At 66.4% G+C, this 17,468-nt stretch carries 21 protein-coding genes; 7 read left to right on the top strand and 14 right to left on the bottom strand.

Annotated elements, in window-relative coordinates; all coding sequences use genetic code 11:
- Position 1 precedes the first annotated feature (1 nt).
- From sodC to CH285_RS17635, 3 genes are all read right to left on the bottom strand, one after another.
- The gene (sodC, locus tag CH285_RS17645) at positions 2-724 is read right to left on the bottom strand and encodes a superoxide dismutase[Cu-Zn] (protein WP_032365131.1); all 723 of its coding nucleotides are present in this window, start codon (positions 722-724) and stop codon (positions 2-4) included.
- A gap of 96 nt (positions 725-820) precedes the next feature.
- Positions 821-1,357: a LytR C-terminal domain-containing protein gene (locus CH285_RS17640; RefSeq protein WP_255032285.1), complete on the bottom strand. Its 537-nt coding sequence runs from the start codon at positions 1,355-1,357 to the stop codon at positions 821-823.
- Between the two features lie 103 nt (positions 1,358-1,460).
- Positions 1,461-1,796, bottom strand: a complete 336-nt coding sequence (locus CH285_RS17635; protein WP_032389011.1) for a DUF3263 domain-containing protein — start codon at positions 1,794-1,796, stop codon at positions 1,461-1,463.
- Between the two features lie 295 nt (positions 1,797-2,091).
- Between CH285_RS17635 and CH285_RS17630 the strand changes: the two genes are divergently transcribed.
- Genes CH285_RS17630 through CH285_RS17620 form a run of 3 tightly spaced genes read left to right on the top strand, consistent with a single transcriptional unit; the run spans position 2,092 to position 4,486 of the window.
- Positions 2,092-2,694, top strand: coding sequence for a peptide deformylase (locus CH285_RS17630; RefSeq protein ID WP_027498476.1), 603 nt, complete (start codon positions 2,092-2,094; stop codon positions 2,692-2,694).
- Positions 2,695-2,702: 8 nt separating this feature from the next.
- Positions 2,703-3,674 carry an N-acetylglutamate synthase, CG3035 family gene (locus CH285_RS17625; RefSeq protein WP_441347013.1) on the top strand — a complete coding sequence of 324 codons (972 nt, stop codon included), beginning with the start codon at positions 2,703-2,705 and terminating at the stop codon, positions 3,672-3,674.
- An 11-nt stretch (positions 3,675-3,685) separates the two neighbouring features.
- A complete protein-coding gene (locus CH285_RS17620; protein WP_052066474.1) occupies positions 3,686-4,486 on the top strand; it encodes an exodeoxyribonuclease III in 801 nt (266 codons plus the stop codon).
- On the opposite strand, the gene CH285_RS17615 is transcribed toward CH285_RS17620, so the two are convergent.
- The 3 genes from CH285_RS17615 to CH285_RS17605 all read right to left on the bottom strand — a co-directional run bounded on the left by CH285_RS17615 (position 4,456) and on the right by CH285_RS17605 (position 5,935).
- Positions 4,456-5,052, bottom strand: a complete 597-nt coding sequence (locus tag CH285_RS17615) for a hypothetical protein (protein WP_032389009.1) — start codon at positions 5,050-5,052, stop codon at positions 4,456-4,458. The genes CH285_RS17620 and CH285_RS17615 overlap by 31 nt on opposite strands.
- 85 nt (positions 5,053-5,137) lie before the next feature.
- Positions 5,138-5,494, bottom strand: a complete 357-nt coding sequence (locus tag CH285_RS17610; protein WP_052066471.1) for a GNAT family N-acetyltransferase — start codon at positions 5,492-5,494, stop codon at positions 5,138-5,140.
- A gap of 114 nt (positions 5,495-5,608) precedes the next feature.
- Positions 5,609-5,935 carry a GNAT family N-acetyltransferase gene (locus CH285_RS17605; RefSeq protein WP_027498479.1) on the bottom strand — a complete coding sequence of 109 codons (327 nt, stop codon included), beginning with the start codon at positions 5,933-5,935 and terminating at the stop codon, positions 5,609-5,611.
- 301 nt (positions 5,936-6,236) lie between these two features.
- Between CH285_RS17605 and thiD the strand changes: the two genes are divergently transcribed.
- A complete protein-coding gene (thiD, locus tag CH285_RS17600; protein WP_032389008.1) occupies positions 6,237-7,091 on the top strand; it encodes a bifunctional hydroxymethylpyrimidine kinase/phosphomethylpyrimidine kinase in 855 nt (284 codons plus the stop codon).
- On the opposite strand, the gene CH285_RS17595 is transcribed toward thiD, so the two are convergent.
- From CH285_RS17595 to thiO, 7 genes are all read right to left on the bottom strand, one after another.
- Entirely contained in the window at positions 7,053-7,874 is an 822-nt protein-coding gene (locus CH285_RS17595) for an adenylate/guanylate cyclase domain-containing protein (RefSeq protein WP_027498481.1), read from the bottom strand. The two genes, thiD and CH285_RS17595, sit on opposite strands and share 39 nt — an antisense overlap.
- A gap of 36 nt (positions 7,875-7,910) precedes the next feature.
- On the bottom strand, positions 7,911-9,377 hold the full coding sequence (locus tag CH285_RS17590; protein WP_032389007.1) for a M28 family peptidase: 1,467 nt from the start codon (positions 9,375-9,377) through the stop codon (positions 7,911-7,913).
- A gap of 25 nt (positions 9,378-9,402) precedes the next feature.
- Complete coding sequence (locus CH285_RS17585) at positions 9,403-10,173, bottom strand: ABC transporter permease (RefSeq protein WP_032386137.1); 771 nt, start codon at positions 10,171-10,173, stop codon at positions 9,403-9,405.
- Complete coding sequence (locus CH285_RS17580) at positions 10,173-11,135, bottom strand: ABC transporter ATP-binding protein (protein ID WP_027498484.1); 963 nt, start codon at positions 11,133-11,135, stop codon at positions 10,173-10,175. Before CH285_RS17580 ends, CH285_RS17585 begins: the two co-directional genes overlap by 1 nt.
- Positions 11,136-11,401: 266 nt before the next feature.
- Positions 11,402-12,154, bottom strand: a complete 753-nt coding sequence (locus CH285_RS17575) for a thiazole synthase (protein WP_094643883.1) — start codon at positions 12,152-12,154, stop codon at positions 11,402-11,404.
- Positions 12,147-12,362: a sulfur carrier protein ThiS gene (gene thiS / locus CH285_RS17570; RefSeq protein WP_027498486.1), complete on the bottom strand. Its 216-nt coding sequence runs from the start codon at positions 12,360-12,362 to the stop codon at positions 12,147-12,149. The genes CH285_RS17575 and thiS overlap by 8 nt, the downstream gene beginning before the upstream one ends.
- Positions 12,359-13,411 (bottom strand): glycine oxidase ThiO, encoded by a 1,053-nt coding sequence (thiO, locus tag CH285_RS17565; RefSeq protein ID WP_094644041.1) that lies wholly within the window; start codon positions 13,409-13,411, stop codon positions 12,359-12,361. Before thiO ends, thiS begins: the two co-directional genes overlap by 4 nt.
- 158 nt (positions 13,412-13,569) lie before the next feature.
- Between thiO and thiE the strand changes: the two genes are divergently transcribed.
- Complete coding sequence (gene thiE, locus CH285_RS17560) at positions 13,570-14,262, top strand: thiamine phosphate synthase (protein WP_027498488.1); 693 nt, start codon at positions 13,570-13,572, stop codon at positions 14,260-14,262.
- A 2-nt stretch (positions 14,263-14,264) separates the two neighbouring features.
- Here the strand turns inward: thiE and CH285_RS17555 are convergent, their stop codons facing one another.
- A complete protein-coding gene (locus tag CH285_RS17555; RefSeq protein WP_027498489.1) occupies positions 14,265-15,101 on the bottom strand; it encodes an NUDIX hydrolase in 837 nt (278 codons plus the stop codon).
- Between the two features lie 85 nt (positions 15,102-15,186).
- Here CH285_RS17555 and CH285_RS17550 point away from each other — a divergent pair, with 85 nt between their 5' ends.
- Together CH285_RS17550 and CH285_RS17545 are read left to right on the top strand one after the other, a co-directional pair.
- Positions 15,187-16,491, top strand: coding sequence for a hypothetical protein (locus CH285_RS17550; protein WP_032389004.1), 1,305 nt, complete (start codon positions 15,187-15,189; stop codon positions 16,489-16,491).
- Entirely contained in the window at positions 16,488-17,459 is a 972-nt protein-coding gene (locus CH285_RS17545) for a glutamate ABC transporter substrate-binding protein (RefSeq protein WP_032382242.1), read from the top strand. The genes CH285_RS17550 and CH285_RS17545 overlap by 4 nt, the downstream gene beginning before the upstream one ends.
- Positions 17,460-17,468: the final 9 nt, after the last annotated feature.

Raw genomic sequence — 17,468 nt, 5'->3', positions numbered from 1 at the left:
ACTACTTCAGTACCGCGCACGCCGCCCGAGCACCGGCATCACCGGTCATCAGGGTCGCCATGTCGGGTACCGCAGCACCGTCGGGCAACGTGTACCGCGGCGGGATGTTGGCGAAGTTGTCTGCGCCCTCGTGCACGATGACCGACGTTCCGGCACCACCGGCGCGCAGGTCGTCCAGCGTGATCGCATCGGTGGTGGTGACCAGGCGGCCCGTGCCGTCCTCGCCCACCTGGATCGACGACAGGTCGCCGCTGGAGGGGTGTTCGGTGCGTCCGTCGACCTGCAGGTGACCACCCGCAGAGAGGAAGTTGCCCGGCTCACCGCCGGTAGGTGCCACCGAGTTCGGCTCGCAGGCCCCGACGGTGTGGACGTGGAAGCCGTGGAAGCCCGGCGTCATGTTCTCGACCTCGGCCGTGACGGTGAGCTTCTCGCCCTCCGACGCGAACGACACGGTGCCCACCTCGGCACCGGACGCGTTGCGGAGCACGCCCTCGATCATGTTCTCGGAGCTGCCTTCCGAGCCACTCTCTGCCCGACCGTCACCGGCGACTGCGGCCGCGGACGGGTCTGCTTCACCGGTCCACACCGGCGGCACCGTGCCGGGTGTGTCGGACGCGACCTCGCCGTTGCTGCAGGCAGAGAGCCCGAGAGCGGCGATCGCGAGGACCGGGGCCACGTAACGCAAAGAGCGGGTCGCAGCAGTGCGTCGCTTGAACAGGTCCATCGAAGAGTGCTCCTCTTTCGGGCAGGGTGAAGGGCTTGCAAAATCATAACGTGCCGACCGATTCGGCCGAACCGGACAGGTTGTCATGCCGGCGAGTTACTGCGTCACGATGACGACGACACCCGCGGTGGATTCGAGTGAACTTGGTTTGGGCTCGGCCGGAATGCCGAGTTGGGTGGCGATCGTCTGCGCTGCCTGCTGCTCACCGGTGTCGGTGCCGTAGTACACCGCGGTCTGGGCGAACTGGGCTTCGCTGAAGTTGCCGGTCTCGGCGACCGTCCAGCCCTCGGCGGTGAGTGTGCTCGCAGTGCCGGCGGCGAGCCCGGAGACGTTGGAGTTGTTGAGCACGCGCACCTCGACATCGGCGGCGGCGCGGGAAGCGGTTGCTGCGGAGGACGTGGTCGACGACGCGGCAGGAGCCTGCGCGGCGGGAGCTTGGGTACCGGGAGCTTGCGCCACCGGAGCGGCAGCCGTCGTCGTCGCGGCAGCGGGCGCCTCTGCGGCGGCATCCTCGGAATCGGAGCCGGTCAGAGACAGGGCACCGATCGCTGCGAACAGGATCGCGAGCGAGATCAGCACCATGGCCAGGGCACGGAGGGGTGGCCCGGTCTGTTCCGGGTTGGGGCTGCTCACGTACTCGACCCTAGCCGACCGTCGATCGAGACCTTTTCAACGGAGCTTGCACCTTCCCCGCGGAGCAACATCCCTCGGCAGAGTCGAAACCCGACGCGGCGGATCAGACGTCGAAACCCAGCCGACGTGCGGCGCGGGCCTTCTGCCTGCTCGCACGCAAGCGGCGCAGTCGCTTGACCAGCATCGGGTCTGCAGCAAGAGCTTCGGGACGATCCACCAACGCGTTGAGGATCTGGTAGTAGCGGGTTGCCGACATGGAGAAGAGTTCCTTGATCGCCTCTTCCTTGGCCCCGGCGTACTTCCACCACTGGCGCTCGAAGGACAGGATGTCGTGCTCTCGTCGGCTCAAGCCGTCCGCACCGACTTCGTTCGGATCCTGAGAGCCGTCCGATCCCGGTTGCTGAGACTGGTTCGAGTCACGCGCTGCTGCGCCGTCCATCCCACTCCTCGACTTCTCGACTCCCCCGGGCCCGTGCGACAACCGACCCCGGGGAAATCTGCTTCCCCCAGTGCTGCCGGCACCCGTACGAGTACCGACCGAACTTCGAGCGAATTACACAGTTGTACTTCGGGGATCATTCAACCACGTTCGACCCCCCGGACCCGGCTCCCGCGAGGTACTCGCGCGTGGCGTGTTCGTCGACGACCGAACCGTCGGTGCGACACTCGTCCACCGGCTCCGCTCCCGACGGGCCGGTGGGTGGGCCGGGCGTCACCCACTATCCTTGTCGACCATGGCAATTCTTCCCATCCGGATCGTCGGCGATCCGGTGCTCCACACTGCGACCGATCCCGTCACCGAGTCGCCGGCCGAGCTCGCCGAGCTGATCGCCGACATGTACGAGACGTTGGCGGCTGCCAACGGCGTCGGACTGGCGGCGAACCAGGTGGGCGTCGGTAAGCGTCTGTTCATCTACGACTGCCCCGACCAGGGCGCGGACGGCAAGGTGTTCCGCCGCCGCGGAGAGGTCGTCAACCCGGTGCTCGAGACGTCCGAAATTCCCGAGACGATGCCCGACCCCGACGATGACGACGAGGGGTGCCTCTCGGTCCCCGGTGAGCAGTACCCCACCGGTCGGGCCGACTGGGCGCGAGTGACCGGTACCGACGCCAACGGCGATCCGGTGGACATCGAGGGCCGCGGGTTCTTCGCCCGGATGTTGCAGCACGAGGTGGGTCACCTCGACGGCTTCCTCTACACCGATGTGCTCATCGGTCGCCACGCGCGAGCGGCGAAGAAGGCGATCAAGCGCTCCGGGTGGGGCGTCCCCGGCCTCAGCTGGGTGCCGGGCACCGTCGACGACCCCTTCGGCCACGACGACGAGGACGAGGACTGATCGCTGCCGTGACCGTTCCGCCGGGGACGCGGGTGATGCTGCGGTACCGACTGCCACCCGGCCACACCCATCCGATGACGGACGTCATCGGGGAATTGGTGTCGGCCGACGCGGTCGCGGTGTCGGTCCGCGCCAAGGACGGCGCTCTGGTGCAGGTGGCCGCCGATCGCATAGTGGCCTTGAAGCCGTTGGGCCCCAGACCTGTTCGTACCTCGGAGATTCGGGCTCTGGAGGCGGCCGCGGCCGACGGGTGGCCGGGTGCCGAACAGGAGTGGATCACCGGCTGGCAGGTGCGTTTCGGGCACGGCTTCACCGGGCGCGCCAATTCGGCGGTGCCTCTCGAGCCCGGCGCAGCAGCAGATTCCGAGACGGTGGCCGCGATCTCCGCCCGATACGACGCACGAGGACTGACGCCGATCCTCGCCCTCCCCGACCGTCTCGCGACCGCACCGGCCGGTTGGTCGACGTTCAACGAGACCGTCGTCATGGCGGCGGATATCTCGAATCTTGTTCTACGCGAGGGCGACTCGCCTGTCACCGTCACTCCCGAACCGACCGCCGACTGGTTGAGTTCTCTGCGCTACCAAGGCCGAGAGGCGACGACGGGTGCTGCCGAGGTGGTCTCGGCGGTGCGCAACGGAACCCTCGGTTTCGGCGCGATCGGGAACGCAGGAGTCGGATCGATCGCAGTGGGCCGAGCGGCCGTCACCGCGGCCCCGGACGGTCGGTCGTGGGTGGGCTTGACCTCGCTCTGGGTGTCCCCCGAGCATCGCCGCAACGGTCTCGGCACGCTGATGTGCGGTGAGTTGGTGCGGTGGGGACGCGAGAACGGCGCCACGCACGCATACCTTCAGGTGGCCGTCGACAACACCGATGCCCAGTCGCTCTACCGCGATCTGGGATTCGGCGAGCATCACCGCTATCGCTACGCGCGCCCGGACGACGCGATCGGCCGCGAGCCTGTCGGACGCGTTCTATAGGGTTCCTTCCCGTGCGCTTTGCTACCTGGAATGTGAACTCCGTCCGCTCTCGGCAGGATCGAATCGTCGATTGGTTGCAGCGATCCGACGTCGACGTGCTGGCGATGCAGGAAACCAAGTGCAAGGACGCACAGTTTCCGTACGAGCGGTTCACCGAGATCGGCTACGAGGTTGCCCACGTCGGGCTCAGTCAGTGGAACGGCGTGGCGATCGCGTCGCGCGTCGGCTTGGACGACGTGCAGGTCGGCTTCGAGGACCAGCCCGGGTTCAGCAAGGATCCCGAGGTCGAGGCCGCAGACGAGGCCCGCGCCATCGGAGCGACCTGCAACGGGGTGCGTATCTGGAGCCTGTACGTGCCGAACGGCCGCGAGCTTGCCGACCCGCACTACACCTACAAGCTCGAGTGGCTCGCGGCACTGAAGGCCGACGCGCAGGCGTGGGTGGCGGCGGACCCACAGGCGCAGATCGCGCTCGTCGGCGACTGGAACATCGCTCCCACCGACGACGACGTGTGGGATCCCGCCCTGTTCGAGGGCAAGACTCACACCTCGCAGCCGGAGCGTGATGCCTTCGCGGCATTCTCCGATGCCGGTTTCACCGAGGTGACGCGGCAGTTCACTCCCGAGCCCAGGACGTTCACGTACTGGGACTACACCCAGCTGAGATTTCCGAAGAAACAAGGTCTGCGCATCGACATGGCGTTGACCTCACCTGCTCTGACGGCTCGCGTGACCGGCGCATCGATCGATCGCGAGGAGCGTAAGGGCAAGGGTGCCAGCGATCATGCTCCGGTGATCGTGGAGATCGGCTGAGTAGGGCGGACCGAACTGCCGGCCACCGCTCGCGCAGCGATGATCGCTCCCACGACAATCAAGATTCCGTGGGCGATCCGCACGGCCGGTGGGGTGTAGAACTGCGGGAGATACAACACGAATCCGGCGGCCAGCACCATCGCATAGCGGTTCCGTAGAGCGAACATCACCAGCCCGACGGCGATCGACACCAGCCCGAGGCCGAACATGACCGTTTGCACGATCGAGTAGCGAATCGGATCGACAAGGTCGAGCAGCCCGGGGTTCGAGTTCGCGGCGGCGTCGACGCCCAGCGCGTGCAGCGCGAACGTCTCCGCACCGTAGTACGGCAGAAGCAGTCCGACGCCGATCCAGGTAGTGACCACTGCCGGATCGGACCGTCGACCGCCGTAAAGCACAACCAGTCCGAGTGCGATGAAGCCGAGCATCGCGAAGGTATGGGCCGTCACCCAACTCGAGGATGCGAAGGCGTCCGCTCCCGCACTGCCCATCTCGTCCGAGTAGGGGCGCAATACAGGGTATAGACCGAACATGAGGCCGACGAAGACATACAGAGCTGCACGCATCGGGAGTACCCAACCTTTCGAGAGCGGCGCTCTCTACAGGGAGCAGTATTCACCCTCGACACACTGCAGGCAAGAGCAGTGCTCTCTATTCGACGACCAGGTCCAAGAACTCCGGGTGCTGCGCCAGGTAGCGACGGACGTAGGTGCAGATCGGCACGATGCGCCAGTCACGGTCGCGCGCGGTGTTCAGCGATGCGCGCACCAGCACTCCTGCCCAGCCGCGGTCGCCGTATTCCTCTTTGACGACCGTGTGCATCAGCGCGACGACTGATTCGTTGCCGGCTGCGTCGTCGCCATCGCCGAACCGATAGCCGAGGATGCCGACGAGATCGTCGTCGACGAACAGATCGAATCTGTTGTGATCGGCGTTGTCCTCGATGCGGACCGAGGGGCGCTCGACCGGAATCGCCGCGTCGGATCGGCGGTGACTGATGTGACTCATGTCACTTATGAGACCAGAGTTGCTCGAGTGTCGCGGGGAAAGTGCACCGATCGACGCCGAGTCGAGTCCTTTACGTAACCAGCCGTGGCGTGACCGGCCGGGCATTGCAAGTACTCAGAGAGCGACGAGCATGTCGTTGTACTCGGGGTTGGCTGCCGCGAAGCGCTGGACGTAGGTGCAGACCGGCTTGACCTTCCAGCCATAGGACCGCGCGCTGTCGAGGGCGCGGCGAACCAGAATGCCGGCCAAGCCTTGATGACCGAAGTCCTCGGTGACGACGGTGTGCATGAAGGAGACGACATGCGTCCGTGTCGCACGGGCTCCGTTTCCTTCGACTTCGAAGAATCCGACGATGCCGACGAGGTCGCCGTTCAGTCGAAGCTCGAAGCGATTCTGGTCTTTGTTGATCGAGACATCAGCACTGGGAGAACTCGCAAGCATGGACGCCTCCTTTGCTGGGTGTGGAGTGGTGGAGGAACTTCGGAACCGAGACGGTATGTGACGTGCACCACTATTAAACATGCGCGAGGTGGGTCTGTCACCTTTTCTACCAACAAACCTTCGGATGCGTAGGTTTGTCCATCGATCCCGAACCGGATGCTGGTACAGCTCATGAGCGTCCCCGTGCGGCGTTGTGATACAACAACATTCAAAGTGTCACCATGTTTTCACCAACATTCACCTCCGGCGTCTCGCCTGCCGAGACCCTGCCGATCGCGGCCCGCCGGTACTGTCGTCTCTCGTGAAGTTCCTACCGCTCACGCCCAACGGCGAGACTCCCGTCCGCGCGCTGACGATCGCCGGAACCGACTCCGGCGGCGGTGCCGGAATCCAGGCGGACAGTCGCACGATGGCCATGTTGGGCGTGCACGCATGTGTTGCCGTCGCGGCGGTGACGGTCCAGAACACCGTCGGCGTGACGGGCTTCCACGAGATCCCGCCGGAGATCGTCGCGGCTCAGGTTCGCTCGGTGGTATCGGACATCGGCGTCGGCGCAGCGAAGACCGGGATGCTGGCGTCCACCGCGATCATCGAGGCGGTCACGGCCGTGTGCACCGAGGTCGGTATCGGCCGCGACCACCCGGTTCCGCTCGTCGTCGACCCGGTGTGCGCGTCCATGCACGGTGACCCCCTACTGCACGCCGAGGCGCTCGACGCCATTCGGCACACGCTGTTTCCCATCGCCTCGCTGGTGACTCCCAACCTCGACGAGGTTCGGTTGATCACCGGCATCGATGTCGTCGACGACGCCGGCGCGCATCGCGCTGCCGAGGCGCTGCACGGACTGGGCGCGCAATGGGCCCTGGTCAAGGGCGGTCACCTCCGCACCTCGACCCACAGCACCGATCTACTGTTCGACGGCGACACCTTCCTCGAATTCACCAGCCAACGCATCGACACCGGCAACGATCACGGCGGCGGCGACACCCTCGCGGCATCGATCGCGTCGGCGCTGGCCCACGGATACTCGATGCCCGACGCGGTGGCGTTCGGCAAGGAATGGGTCACCCGTTGCCTGGCCGCGTCCTACGACCTCGGTGCGGGCCACGGCCCGGTGTCACCGCTGTGGCGACTGCACGAGTCGGAGAATGCGTAGGTCGTCGGGAGCGCCCTTGATCTTCGGAGCGAAGAAACTGCGCCGATAGGGCTTGGCGACCACGTGCAACGCGTCGAGCACCTCTGGTGACACGGCGTCGAGTGCGGCGGCCGAGATCATGATGTTGCCGTTTCCGCCGGTCTGCATGACCCGCGCTGCGACGGTGACGTCGACACCGAGCCAGTCGGAACCGACCTGACGCGGGCTTCCGGTGTGGATTCCGACGCGCATCGTCGGGGTGTAGCCGTCGACGTTCACGCTGGTGAGGGCCTCGCGCGCCGCGAACACGGCGTCGACGGCTTTGCCCGCATCGGCGAACACGGCCATGATGCCGTCGCCCAGCCTTTTCACGACGTGCCCGCCGCGGAACACGACCTCGGGTTCGACGGCTTTGGAGACTTTACGGAGCAACGTCAATGTGGCGGTATCGCCGGCGCGCAGTGACCACGACGAGAATCCGACGAGATCGGTGAAGACGATCGTGACGTCCTCGTCGCCGCGGCCCCGGCCGGCTCGCTCGAGGATGGCCTGCCACACCTGCAGGGCACCGAGGCCGAGTTCGCGGGAGGCACCCGGTTCGTCGTCGAGTCCGTTCGCTGCCAGGAACCGATCCGCCACGCGCGCGACGGCCAGTGCGCGTCCCGGACCGTCGATCGACAGCGGATCACCGAACGTGGGGTCACCGGGTAATGCGCGACGCACACGCCGAACCGCCCCGACGACGGTGGGCGCTCGGTTGGTGGTGCGGACCCACTCCACCACCGAGGAGACGACTGCGTTCACAGGATCGAGCGTAACTCACGGTTACACATACTTCCCTTACCCTTCGGCGCGTGCGGCCTCGCGCGCAGCCCCGACCGGTACTCCATTGGGGCCTTCCACCGACTGCGCGTAGACACCGATGCCGTACGCCACGGCGGCACCGTTCTTCGCCAGCGCCGCGCGGTCGACGTTCGCCAGGGTGTCCTGATCGGTGTGGTAATTCTCGTCGAACGTCTGATCGGCCGTGCCACCCCACTTCGCGGCCTGCTCGGCGGTCTTGTTCTCGTCCGCGCCGCTGAAGACACCGCCTGCGGGGATGCCGACCTCGATGAACGGCCCGTAGTCGGATCGACCGTCGAAATCCGTACCGTCGACGGCGATACCGTCGGCCGCCAAGTGCTCGACGAACGTGCGCTCGATGGCGTCGGATCCGGCCGGTCCCGCGGGCTCACCGACCTGGTCGGAGTCGTCGCCGTCGTAGGCGAGGTAGCCGGGGTTGTGCGAGCCGATCATGTCGAAGTTCAAGTACAGCGCGATGTTTCGCTTGCCCTCGTCGGACAGGCCCTCGACGTACTTGGTCGAACCGACGAGCCCGTTCTCCTCGGCACCCCAGAATGCGAACCGGACCGCGTTGGTCACCTCGGGCGCACTGCCCATCTGCAGAGCAGTCTCGAGCACGGCGGAGGTGCCGGTGCCGTTGTCGTTGATGCCCGGGCCCTCGGGGACGCTGTCGAGGTGGGCACCCGCGACCACCACGTTCTCGGTCGAGCCGGTCGTGGTCTGCGCGATGATGTTGCGGCTCGTGGTCGACTCGGTCGTCGTGACGAGAGTCAACGTGACCTCGGGGGCCGCGAGGACCGCTGCCCCGTCCTCCTGGCTGACACCGCCGGTCGGAATCTTCGCGGTCTCGGAATCACCGAGCGTTCCCGAATCCAGTGGTCCGGGTTCGTTGTTGACGATGATCACTGCTGCCGCACCCAATTCGGCGGCGACGGTCTGCTTCGCACCGAACGGGCACACCCCTCGCGGCACGACTGCCACCGCTCCCGTCAGGTCGAGACCGGCGTAATCGGTTGCCTCGCACCCGTCTGCCCCGTCGGGAGCGCCGACGACGCGTGCGGTGATTCCCTCGGCGGATGTGGTGGGCGAGTAGCTGAGCGCGAACACCGGAATGTCGGTGCCCGCAAGCGACAGGGTTTGCGTCTGCGCCTCGAAGGTGTCGAAATCGAATTCGGGAGTGGTGACGTCGAATCCGGCCGATTCGAGTTGGGAGACAACGTAATCGACACTCGCGTCGTACCCGGCAGTCCCGGCCGCGCGGTTACCGTCGTGCGCGGCGGCGATGTTCTCCAGTTCCTGCAGGTGCCCGACGAGGGCATCCTCGGTGACCGCTTCCGACAGGCCGGCCCCGTCGGGTGTCGCGAAAACTCTGGCCGGTTCCTCGTCCCCCGTACCGGAGGAGGACGAGCAACCGGCCAGAATCAGGACAGTGACGGCGCTACCTGCAAGCAAGGAAATCCGCATAGCGGACACCCTACCCAGGCAGGTGTCAGGCGTCCCGGCGATTGACGACGAACACTGCCACTCCGAAGATCACCGCGGTGAAGACGACGAAGTAGATCAGGCTGCCGATCGGTCCCCAGTGGAAGTCCGTTCCCGCACTTCCGCCGAGGAAATGGTCGGCGTTCTTGAACGGCAGGAAGGGCTGGATCTTCTCACCGACCTTCGGGATGATCCCGACGAGGCTCTCGATGAGCAACGGCCACAACAACAACACGGCGATGGCTCCGGCGGACTGACGAATCAGCGCACCCACGGCGACGGCCAGAACGATCTGCACGAACGCCAGAACTGCGGTGCCGTAGACGACGCGCCAGGTGCCGTCGACGTCGAAGCTCAGCAAAGCGCCGGCTTCCTCACCGGCGATGGATTTGGCCAGGAACAACGCGCCGAAGGCGAGAACCAACGACAGCACGGCCCCGTACACGCCGACGATCAGTGCCTTCGCACCGAGTACCGAGGCCCGGTTGGTGATCGCCTGGAACGTGGTCCGGATCAGGCCGAAGCGGTATTCGCTGGTGACGGTGAGTGCACCGAGGATCATCAGCACCATGATGCCGAGTCCGCCGACGCCGCTGCCGACGACGTCGTATGCGGTGGTCGGTGGCAGACCTTCCGGCGCATCCGGGCCGACGGCGGTCTTTGCGGCCCAACCCAGGATGGCTCCGAACCCGAGGCCGAAGACCACCACGATCGCGCTGCACCACCACGGCGACTTGGTCGAGGTGAACTTGATTCTCTCTGCTGCCAAGACGCCCATCAGAGTGCACCGCCCATTGCTTGCTGAGTGTTCTGGTCTTCGGCTCCCGAGCCGTGATATTGCACTGTGTCTCCGGTGAGTTTCATGAATGCTTCCTCGAGCGAGCCGCGCTGAGAGGCCAACTCGTGCAATGTGATTCCGGCCCGGCCGGCGAGGTCGCCGATCGCGTCGGTGGTGGAGTTCAGCACCACCAGCGAGGGCTGCAATTCGTCGGACTTGTCCGGCTCACGCACCGTGAGGCCGGCGGTGGTCAGCACCTGACGCAGGCCGTCGAGCTGTGGGCTGCGCACGCGTACCGAGGCCTCGGAGGCATGGTCGATGAATTCCTGCACCGAGGAATCCGAGATCAGCTTGCCGCGTCCGATGACGATGAGGTGTTCGGCCGTCTGCGCCATCTCCGAGAGCAGGTGGCTCGACACCAGGACCGTGCGGCCCTCGGCTGCCAAGCGCTGCATGAACTTTCGGATCCAGACGATGCCCTCGGGATCGAGTCCGTTGACCGGCTCGTCGAACAACAACACCTTGGGATCGCCCAGTAGAGCGCCGGCGAGACCGAGCCGCTGCGACATGCCGAGCGAGAACCCGCCCGCATTCTTCTTCGCGACCTCGGACAGGCCCACCAGCCGCAGCACCTCGTCGACGCGGGACTTGGGGATGCCGTTGGACGCGGCCATCCATTCCAGGTGCGCACGCGCAGATCGGTTGGGGTGCACCCACTTGGCGTCGAGCAGGGCGCCGACGGTACGCAGTGGCTGCTTCAGGTGGCTGTAGCTCTTGCCCTCGATGGTCGCCGTCCCCGAGGTGGGGCGGTCGAGCCCGAGAATCATTCGCATCGTGGTGGACTTACCCGCACCGTTCGGTCCGAGAAAGCCGGTCACGATGCCGGGTTTGATGGTGAAGGTGAGGTTGTCGACCGCCGTCACCGCTCCGTATTGCTTGGTCAGTCCTGTCACTTCGATCATGGGACAACTGTCCCCGATCGACGGCGTGTCCACATCGCCCCACAGTCGCGACTTGCATCATCCTTTTGGATGACACAGACCCTGAGACAGCCGAGGCCTGGCTGGGGCACGCGGTCGCCTGAGCGCGGCCGCAAATGCGCGCGCGTTTGCCAGATGCGCGGGGATTCGCCCTCATTTTCGCCACTATTCCGCGCGCGTTTCGCAAACGCGCGCGCGTTTGCGAAATACGCAGCACCGAACAAAGGGCTGCGCCGCCGACGCAGCCGCTACATCGGTGAGCTTGCCTGCGCCCAGAATCGTTTCGGGATGCGGCCTGCATGTCGGGCCTGGTAACCCGCGGCCACCGCATGTCTCATCGCCGACGCCATCAGCGCCGGGTCCTTCGCGCGGGTCACCGCGGTGGCGAGCAGCACTGCGTCGCAGCCGAGTTCCATCGCGAGGGTGGCGTCGCTGGCGGTGCCGATGCCCGCGTCGAGGATCACCGGTACCCCTGCGGCCTCGACGATCATCTCGATGTTGTGCGGGTTGGCGATGCCGAGGCCGGTGCCGATGGGTGAGCCGAGCGGCATGACGGCAACGCAGCCGATGTCTTCGAGACGCTTGGCCAGCACCGGGTCGTCGGTGGTGTACGGCAGCACCCGGAAGCCGTCGTCGACGAGTTGCTCTGCAGCCTTGACCAATTCGATGGCGTCGGGCAGCAGGGTTCGCTCGTCGGCGATCACTTCGAGTTTCACCCAGTCGGTCTCGAGCGCCTCGCGGCCCAGCTGCGCGGTGAGCACGGCCTCGGCCGATCCTCGACAACCCGCGGTGTTCGGCAGCGGGGCGATGTTCAACCGCCGCAGCAGATCGAGCACTCCCGTTCCACCCGCGGCGTCGACGCGGCGCATCGCGACGGTGGTCAGTTCGGTTCCCGATGCGACGAGGGCTTCCTCGAGGACGGCGAGGTTGGCCGCTCCCCCGGTGCCGGTGATGAGCCGGGACGTGAAGGTGCGATCGGCGATGGTGAGTGCGCTAGCCACCCTGAACCGCCGTGAGAACGTCGATGGTCCAACCCTTTTGGACGTCGGTGGTGTCCCATCGACTCTTGGGCAGCACGGCACCGTCGACGGCGACGGCAATACCCTTCTCGGGCAGGCCCAGGAATTCGAGCAGCCGACGCATGGTCATGTCCTCGGTGAGCAGGTGATCCTCGCCGTTGACGGTGATCCCGATGGCAACCTGGGTCATGGTGTCCTTTCGATCTGTGAGAAGCGTTCGGGTGTGGCTGCTTTCGCCTCGGGCAGCGTCTCGCCCGATATCAGCGCGGCGACGGCGTCGGCGGTGATCGGCGCGAGCAGAATGCCGTTGCGGCCGTGCCCGGTAGCGACGATCACGTTGTCGGCGAGTCTGCCGATCAACGGCAGTCCGTCGGGGCTCATCGGCCGTAGTCCTGCAGCGGTTTCGTACAGCTCGTACTCGCCGATACTCGGCATGAGTCGTTCGGCGTCGGCAATCAGGTCTCGTACCCCCGCCACGGTGACCTGGGTGTCCTCACCGGATTCGTATTGTGTTGCGCCGACGACCAATCCGTCGCCGCGTGGCACCAGGTACACGGGTCGGCCGTGCACGGTTCCGCGGATCGTGTGGTGCGGTGGCGGTGCGGCGCTGGGTCGGCGACGCAGCCGCAGGATCTCGCCTTTCACCGGCCTGACCGGCAGTGTCGGCCACAGTGCGGCGCAGCGAGAACCGGCGGCCAGGACCACCTGATCGACGTCGGGAATTGCGTCGACCGAGGTTGCCACGAACTCCACTCCGGCGTCGAGACATCCCTGTTGGAGCGCGGTAACCAGGGCCCGATTGTCGACGGACAGCTCGGTCGGTGCCAACAACCCGAGCCGAATGTTCTGCGCCAATGCAGGTTCGAGTTCACGCACCTGCGCGCGGCCGAGAATTTCGAGCTCGTGTCCCTGCTCGCCCACCCATTCGGCGATCGTGCGCAGGTCGGTGGCGTCGGCGGAGTCGAGGGCAACCGTCATCGATCCGGTGGCCGAGAACACCGACGGGCCGGGAAGGCGTCCGGCGAAGTCCGGCCACCGTGCGAGCGACGCGGCACCGAGCCGTAGAAGTTCGTGTTCACCGGGCCACCCCTCGGACAGCGGGGCCAGCATGCCGCCGGCGACCCACGACGCGCCTCGACCCAGCGCAGGATCGTGCACCACCACCCGGTGGCCGTCCTCCGCCAGTCGTAGCGCCGTCGACAGCCCGATGACGCCTCCGCCGATAACGACGATATGCACGCGATTCACGTCCTCACTCCCTGCGCCCGCATGATCGGGTTCAGGTATTGACGGTAAGGGCGGCGAACCCACTCTCAGCCCCACGATCCTCGGGACTCCCGCGATATGTCGGCCACTCCGTCGTCGGTCGCGGCTGCCATGAGAATACAGTTCGTTTCGTGCACCCAACTCAGACCGTCCGCAACCAGACTCCTCGCGAGCGTCTTGCGTCCGCTCGCCTCTACCTGTGTACCGATGCCCGACGCGACAAGGGCGATCTCGCGCAGTTCGCCGAGGCCGCGTTGTCCGGTGGCGTCGACATCATCCAGCTGCGCGACAAGAACTCCGCCGGCGAGCGCCAGTTCGGGCCGCTCGAGGCCAAGGACGAGCTCGCTGCGCTGGCGATTCTGCTCGCGGCCACCAAACGCCACGGTGCCTTGCTGGCCGTCAACGACCGCGCGGATCTGGCGCTGGCATCCGGTGCCGACGTCCTGCATCTGGGCCAGGGCGACCTGCCCGTGCACTACGCGCGCCAGATCCTCGGCCCGGATGTGGTGATCGGACGCTCGACGCAGAACCGCGCTCAGTCCTCGCTCGCCGCGATCGAGGACGGCGTCGACTACTTCGCCGTCGGGCCGGTGTGGCCGACGCCCACCAAGCCCAACCGCTCGGCCGCCGGCCTGGAAACTCTGCGGGCCACCGCGGATGCGTTGCCAGAGCGGCCGTGGTTCGCCATCGGCGGCGTCGACGCGACCAATGTGGATCAGGTTCGAGCGGCGGGAGCCGAGCGCATCGTGGTCGTTCGGGCGATCACGGAGGCACGTGATCCGCAGGCAGCTGCGCGCGCGCTGGTACAGGCGCTACAGAACTGACGTCACAGCCAGGCGAGCACGGCAGACGGCGAGAGCACGTGCACCGCACCGGGCAGTCGATTCTGGAGTCCGCGGTCGGCGGTGACCAACGCGGTCAGGTCTGTCGATCGGTGGGCCTGATCGGTGAGGGTGTCGTCGCCGGTGCCGTCCGCGAGGATCACCGGGATGCGCGGATCGTCGACAACGGCGTCGCGCGCTTGCCCCTCGAGCACGGCCTCGATGCGGGTGAGCCAGCCGTACTGGCCGCTGGGTAGTTCCACCGTGCGCGGCAGTGTCGCGGCCAGCGACGTCAACAGTGCGCCGGTCGAGCCGGCGCGGTCCTTCCACCAGCCGTCGGGCCGGGAGCCGAGGACGTTGGCGGTGTCGAGCAGCACGCGCAGCGGCTCGGTACGTAGCGACGGCCAGCTCGACGCGAAACCCGGGTGCAGTGGCAGCTCGCCGACGATGGACTCCGGCACCCACCGCAGTTCCGTGCTCTCGCCGTTCGGGACGGTGGCCAGCGGGTGATCGGTGTCGGCGATGACCGTGGTGTACGACCAACCGCTCGGGACTGCGGCGGTGACACGCTCGCTGCGCACGCTCAACTGTTCGGCCGAGATACCGGCTTCCTCGTGCGCCTCGCGGACCGCCGCATGCTCGGTGCTCTCGTGCGAATCGCGAGCACCGCCCGGCAGGGCCCACGTTCCGCCCTGATGACTCCACAACGCGCGGTGCTGCAGCAACACCATCGGTTCGCCCGCATCGGAGGGCGCACGGAGCAGCAGACCGGCGGCACCGTGCTTGCCCCAGTGCCGAGAACCGTTCTCACCGATCACCCAACCGTCCCCGTCACCGCGCATGCTCCCCACCCTAGGTGAACCGCCTCGCCGCAGTGACTGTCCTGTAGTGGCTGCAGTGCGGTCCGCCTGCTTATATGCTCGATGCGTGATCGCGGCCGGCATTACTCCCTCTGCTGCCGTCCCCCCGACAACGGCACCCCACGTCGGTGCCGCTGCAGGCAAGCCACCGGTTCGATACACGATGCGTTCGACGCCTGCGCGGTTGGTCGCGATGGGTACCGCGCTGGTCGTGTTGGCGCTGACGGTCGGAAATCTCGCGTCCACGGCGGTGACCGATCGAGTCGACACTCTCGGGACACTGCTGGTGCGCACCGAGCCGTTCGCCAACTCGGCTCAGAATCTCTACGGTGCCCTGTCGGTGGCCGACGCGGCGGCCGCGTCGGCATTCATCGCCGGTGGGCTCGAGCAACCCGAAGTACGTGACCGGTACTCGCAGGCTTTGGGTGAGGCGTCGTCGGAATTGATCGCCGCGTCCGCCGGGGTCACCGACAAGGACGAGGCCACCAGCGCAGTGCTGACGCAGATCGCTACCGGGTTGCCGGTGTACAGCGGGCTGGTCGAGACGGCGCGAGCGAACAATCGCAGCGGGAACCCGGTGGGTGCGGCATATCTCGGCGAGGCGTCGACGATGATGCAGTCCAGCCTGTTGCCGCTGGCCGAGAAGTTGTACACCGAGCAGGCCTCCCGCGTCTCGGCGGATCAGGAGAGGTTCACCAGTCCCCCGTACTTCGCGATCGGGTCGGTGGTGTTCCTGTTGCTGATGACCGGTCTCGCCCAGTGGTATCTGTCCCGGACGACGCGTCGCACACTGAATGTCGGTTTTCTCGGTGCCACGGCCGCGCTGGCCGGCTTGCTCGGGTGGATGTTGGTGGTGGGGTTGATCTCGTCGATCGCCACCGACCGCGCTATCGACCGCGGGGTGGCGCCGCTGAAGTCCTACACGACGGGTTTCATTCTGGCCCAGCAGGCCAGGGCGGACGAGACACTCGACCTGGCCCGCCGCGGTGGCAGTCAGGATTACGGACAGTCGTTCGCCGGCAACGTCTCTCGGCTCGCGGACATGTTCGAGGGCGACCCCGAGGTGACCGAGGCCCTGAACAACTGGTCGGCCTCGCATGCGCGCATCGATTCGGCGCTCGAGGTCGGCGACTTCAACGGTGCGGTGTCGATAGCGACCGGATCGGGTGATTCGGATTCGGCGGCCGCGTTCAATGCTCTCGACAGTGTGCTGGTCGACGGGATCGACAGTGCCCGAAGCGAACTGCGCTCCAACATCGACCGATCGGTCTGGGTCCTGTCGGGTTTGTCGAACGGCGCGTACGTGCTGACGGTCCTGGCGTCGGTGGCGTTCGGTGTCGGCCTGTTCCCGAGGTTGCGTGAGTACCTGTGAAGCGCCTGCTGGCCGCCGGCCTCGTTGCGACCGCCCTGCTCGTCGGGTGCTCGCCGCCGGAAAGAATTGCGGCACAGACCGATACGACGTTCACCGAACCCCCTCTCCCCGACGGTGCCACCGTCGCAGCTCGGCCCACCGAAACACCGGCGGACGACGAGTGCGCCCGCCCCACGGCCAGTCTGCGGCCGCTACCGACCGGCACCGACGTGCCACTGCCTCCGCAGCCGACCATCGATGCACTCCGCGCCAAGGGTCGCCTCGTCGTCGGCCTCGACACGGGCAGCAACCTTTTCAGCTTTCGCGACCCCATGACCGGGCAGCTGGTCGGGTTCGACGTCGACATCGCTCGGGAGATCTCACGCGACCTGTTCGGAGACCCGAACCGGTTGGACTTCCGAATTCTCACGTCCGCACAGCGCCTCGAAGCTTTGCAGGACTCGACGGTGGACATCGTGGTGAAAACCATGACGATCACGTGCGCCCGGCGTAAGGACGTCCAGTTCTCCACCGTGTACTTCCAAGCGCAGCACCGAGTTCTGGTGGTACAGGGCTCGGGTATCCGTGGGGTCGGGGATCTGGCGGGCAAGCGGGTGTGCGCGGTGGAGGGCACCACGTCGCTGCGTCGCCTGCAGCGGGTGCAACCGGCGGCAACCGTGGTGACGGTGCCCATGTGGTCGGATTGCCTGGTGGTACTGCAACAACGACAGGTCGACGCCATCAGCACCGACGACGCCATCCTGGCCGGACTTGCCGCACAGGACCCGTACCTCGAGATCGTCGGCGACAGTCTGAGCCCGGAACCGTACGGCGTGGGCATCAACAAGAAGAACGAGGATCTCGTGCGCTTCGTCAACGGAACGTTGGCACGCATCAGGTCCGACGGCACCTGGAACCGCATCTACAACAAATGGCTGACGGTGCTCGGCCCCTCCCCCGGTCCACCCACCGCGTCGTACAGCGATTAGAGGCGCACG

Origin of the sequence: Rhodococcus sp. 05-2256-B1 (genome assembly GCF_002258465.1) — a bacterium.
GTDB classification, from domain to species: domain Bacteria; phylum Actinomycetota; class Actinomycetes; order Mycobacteriales; family Mycobacteriaceae; genus Rhodococcoides; species Rhodococcoides fascians.
The sequence above is the reverse complement of the archived record's forward strand: the minus strand, read 5'-3'. Positions and strand labels throughout refer to the sequence as shown.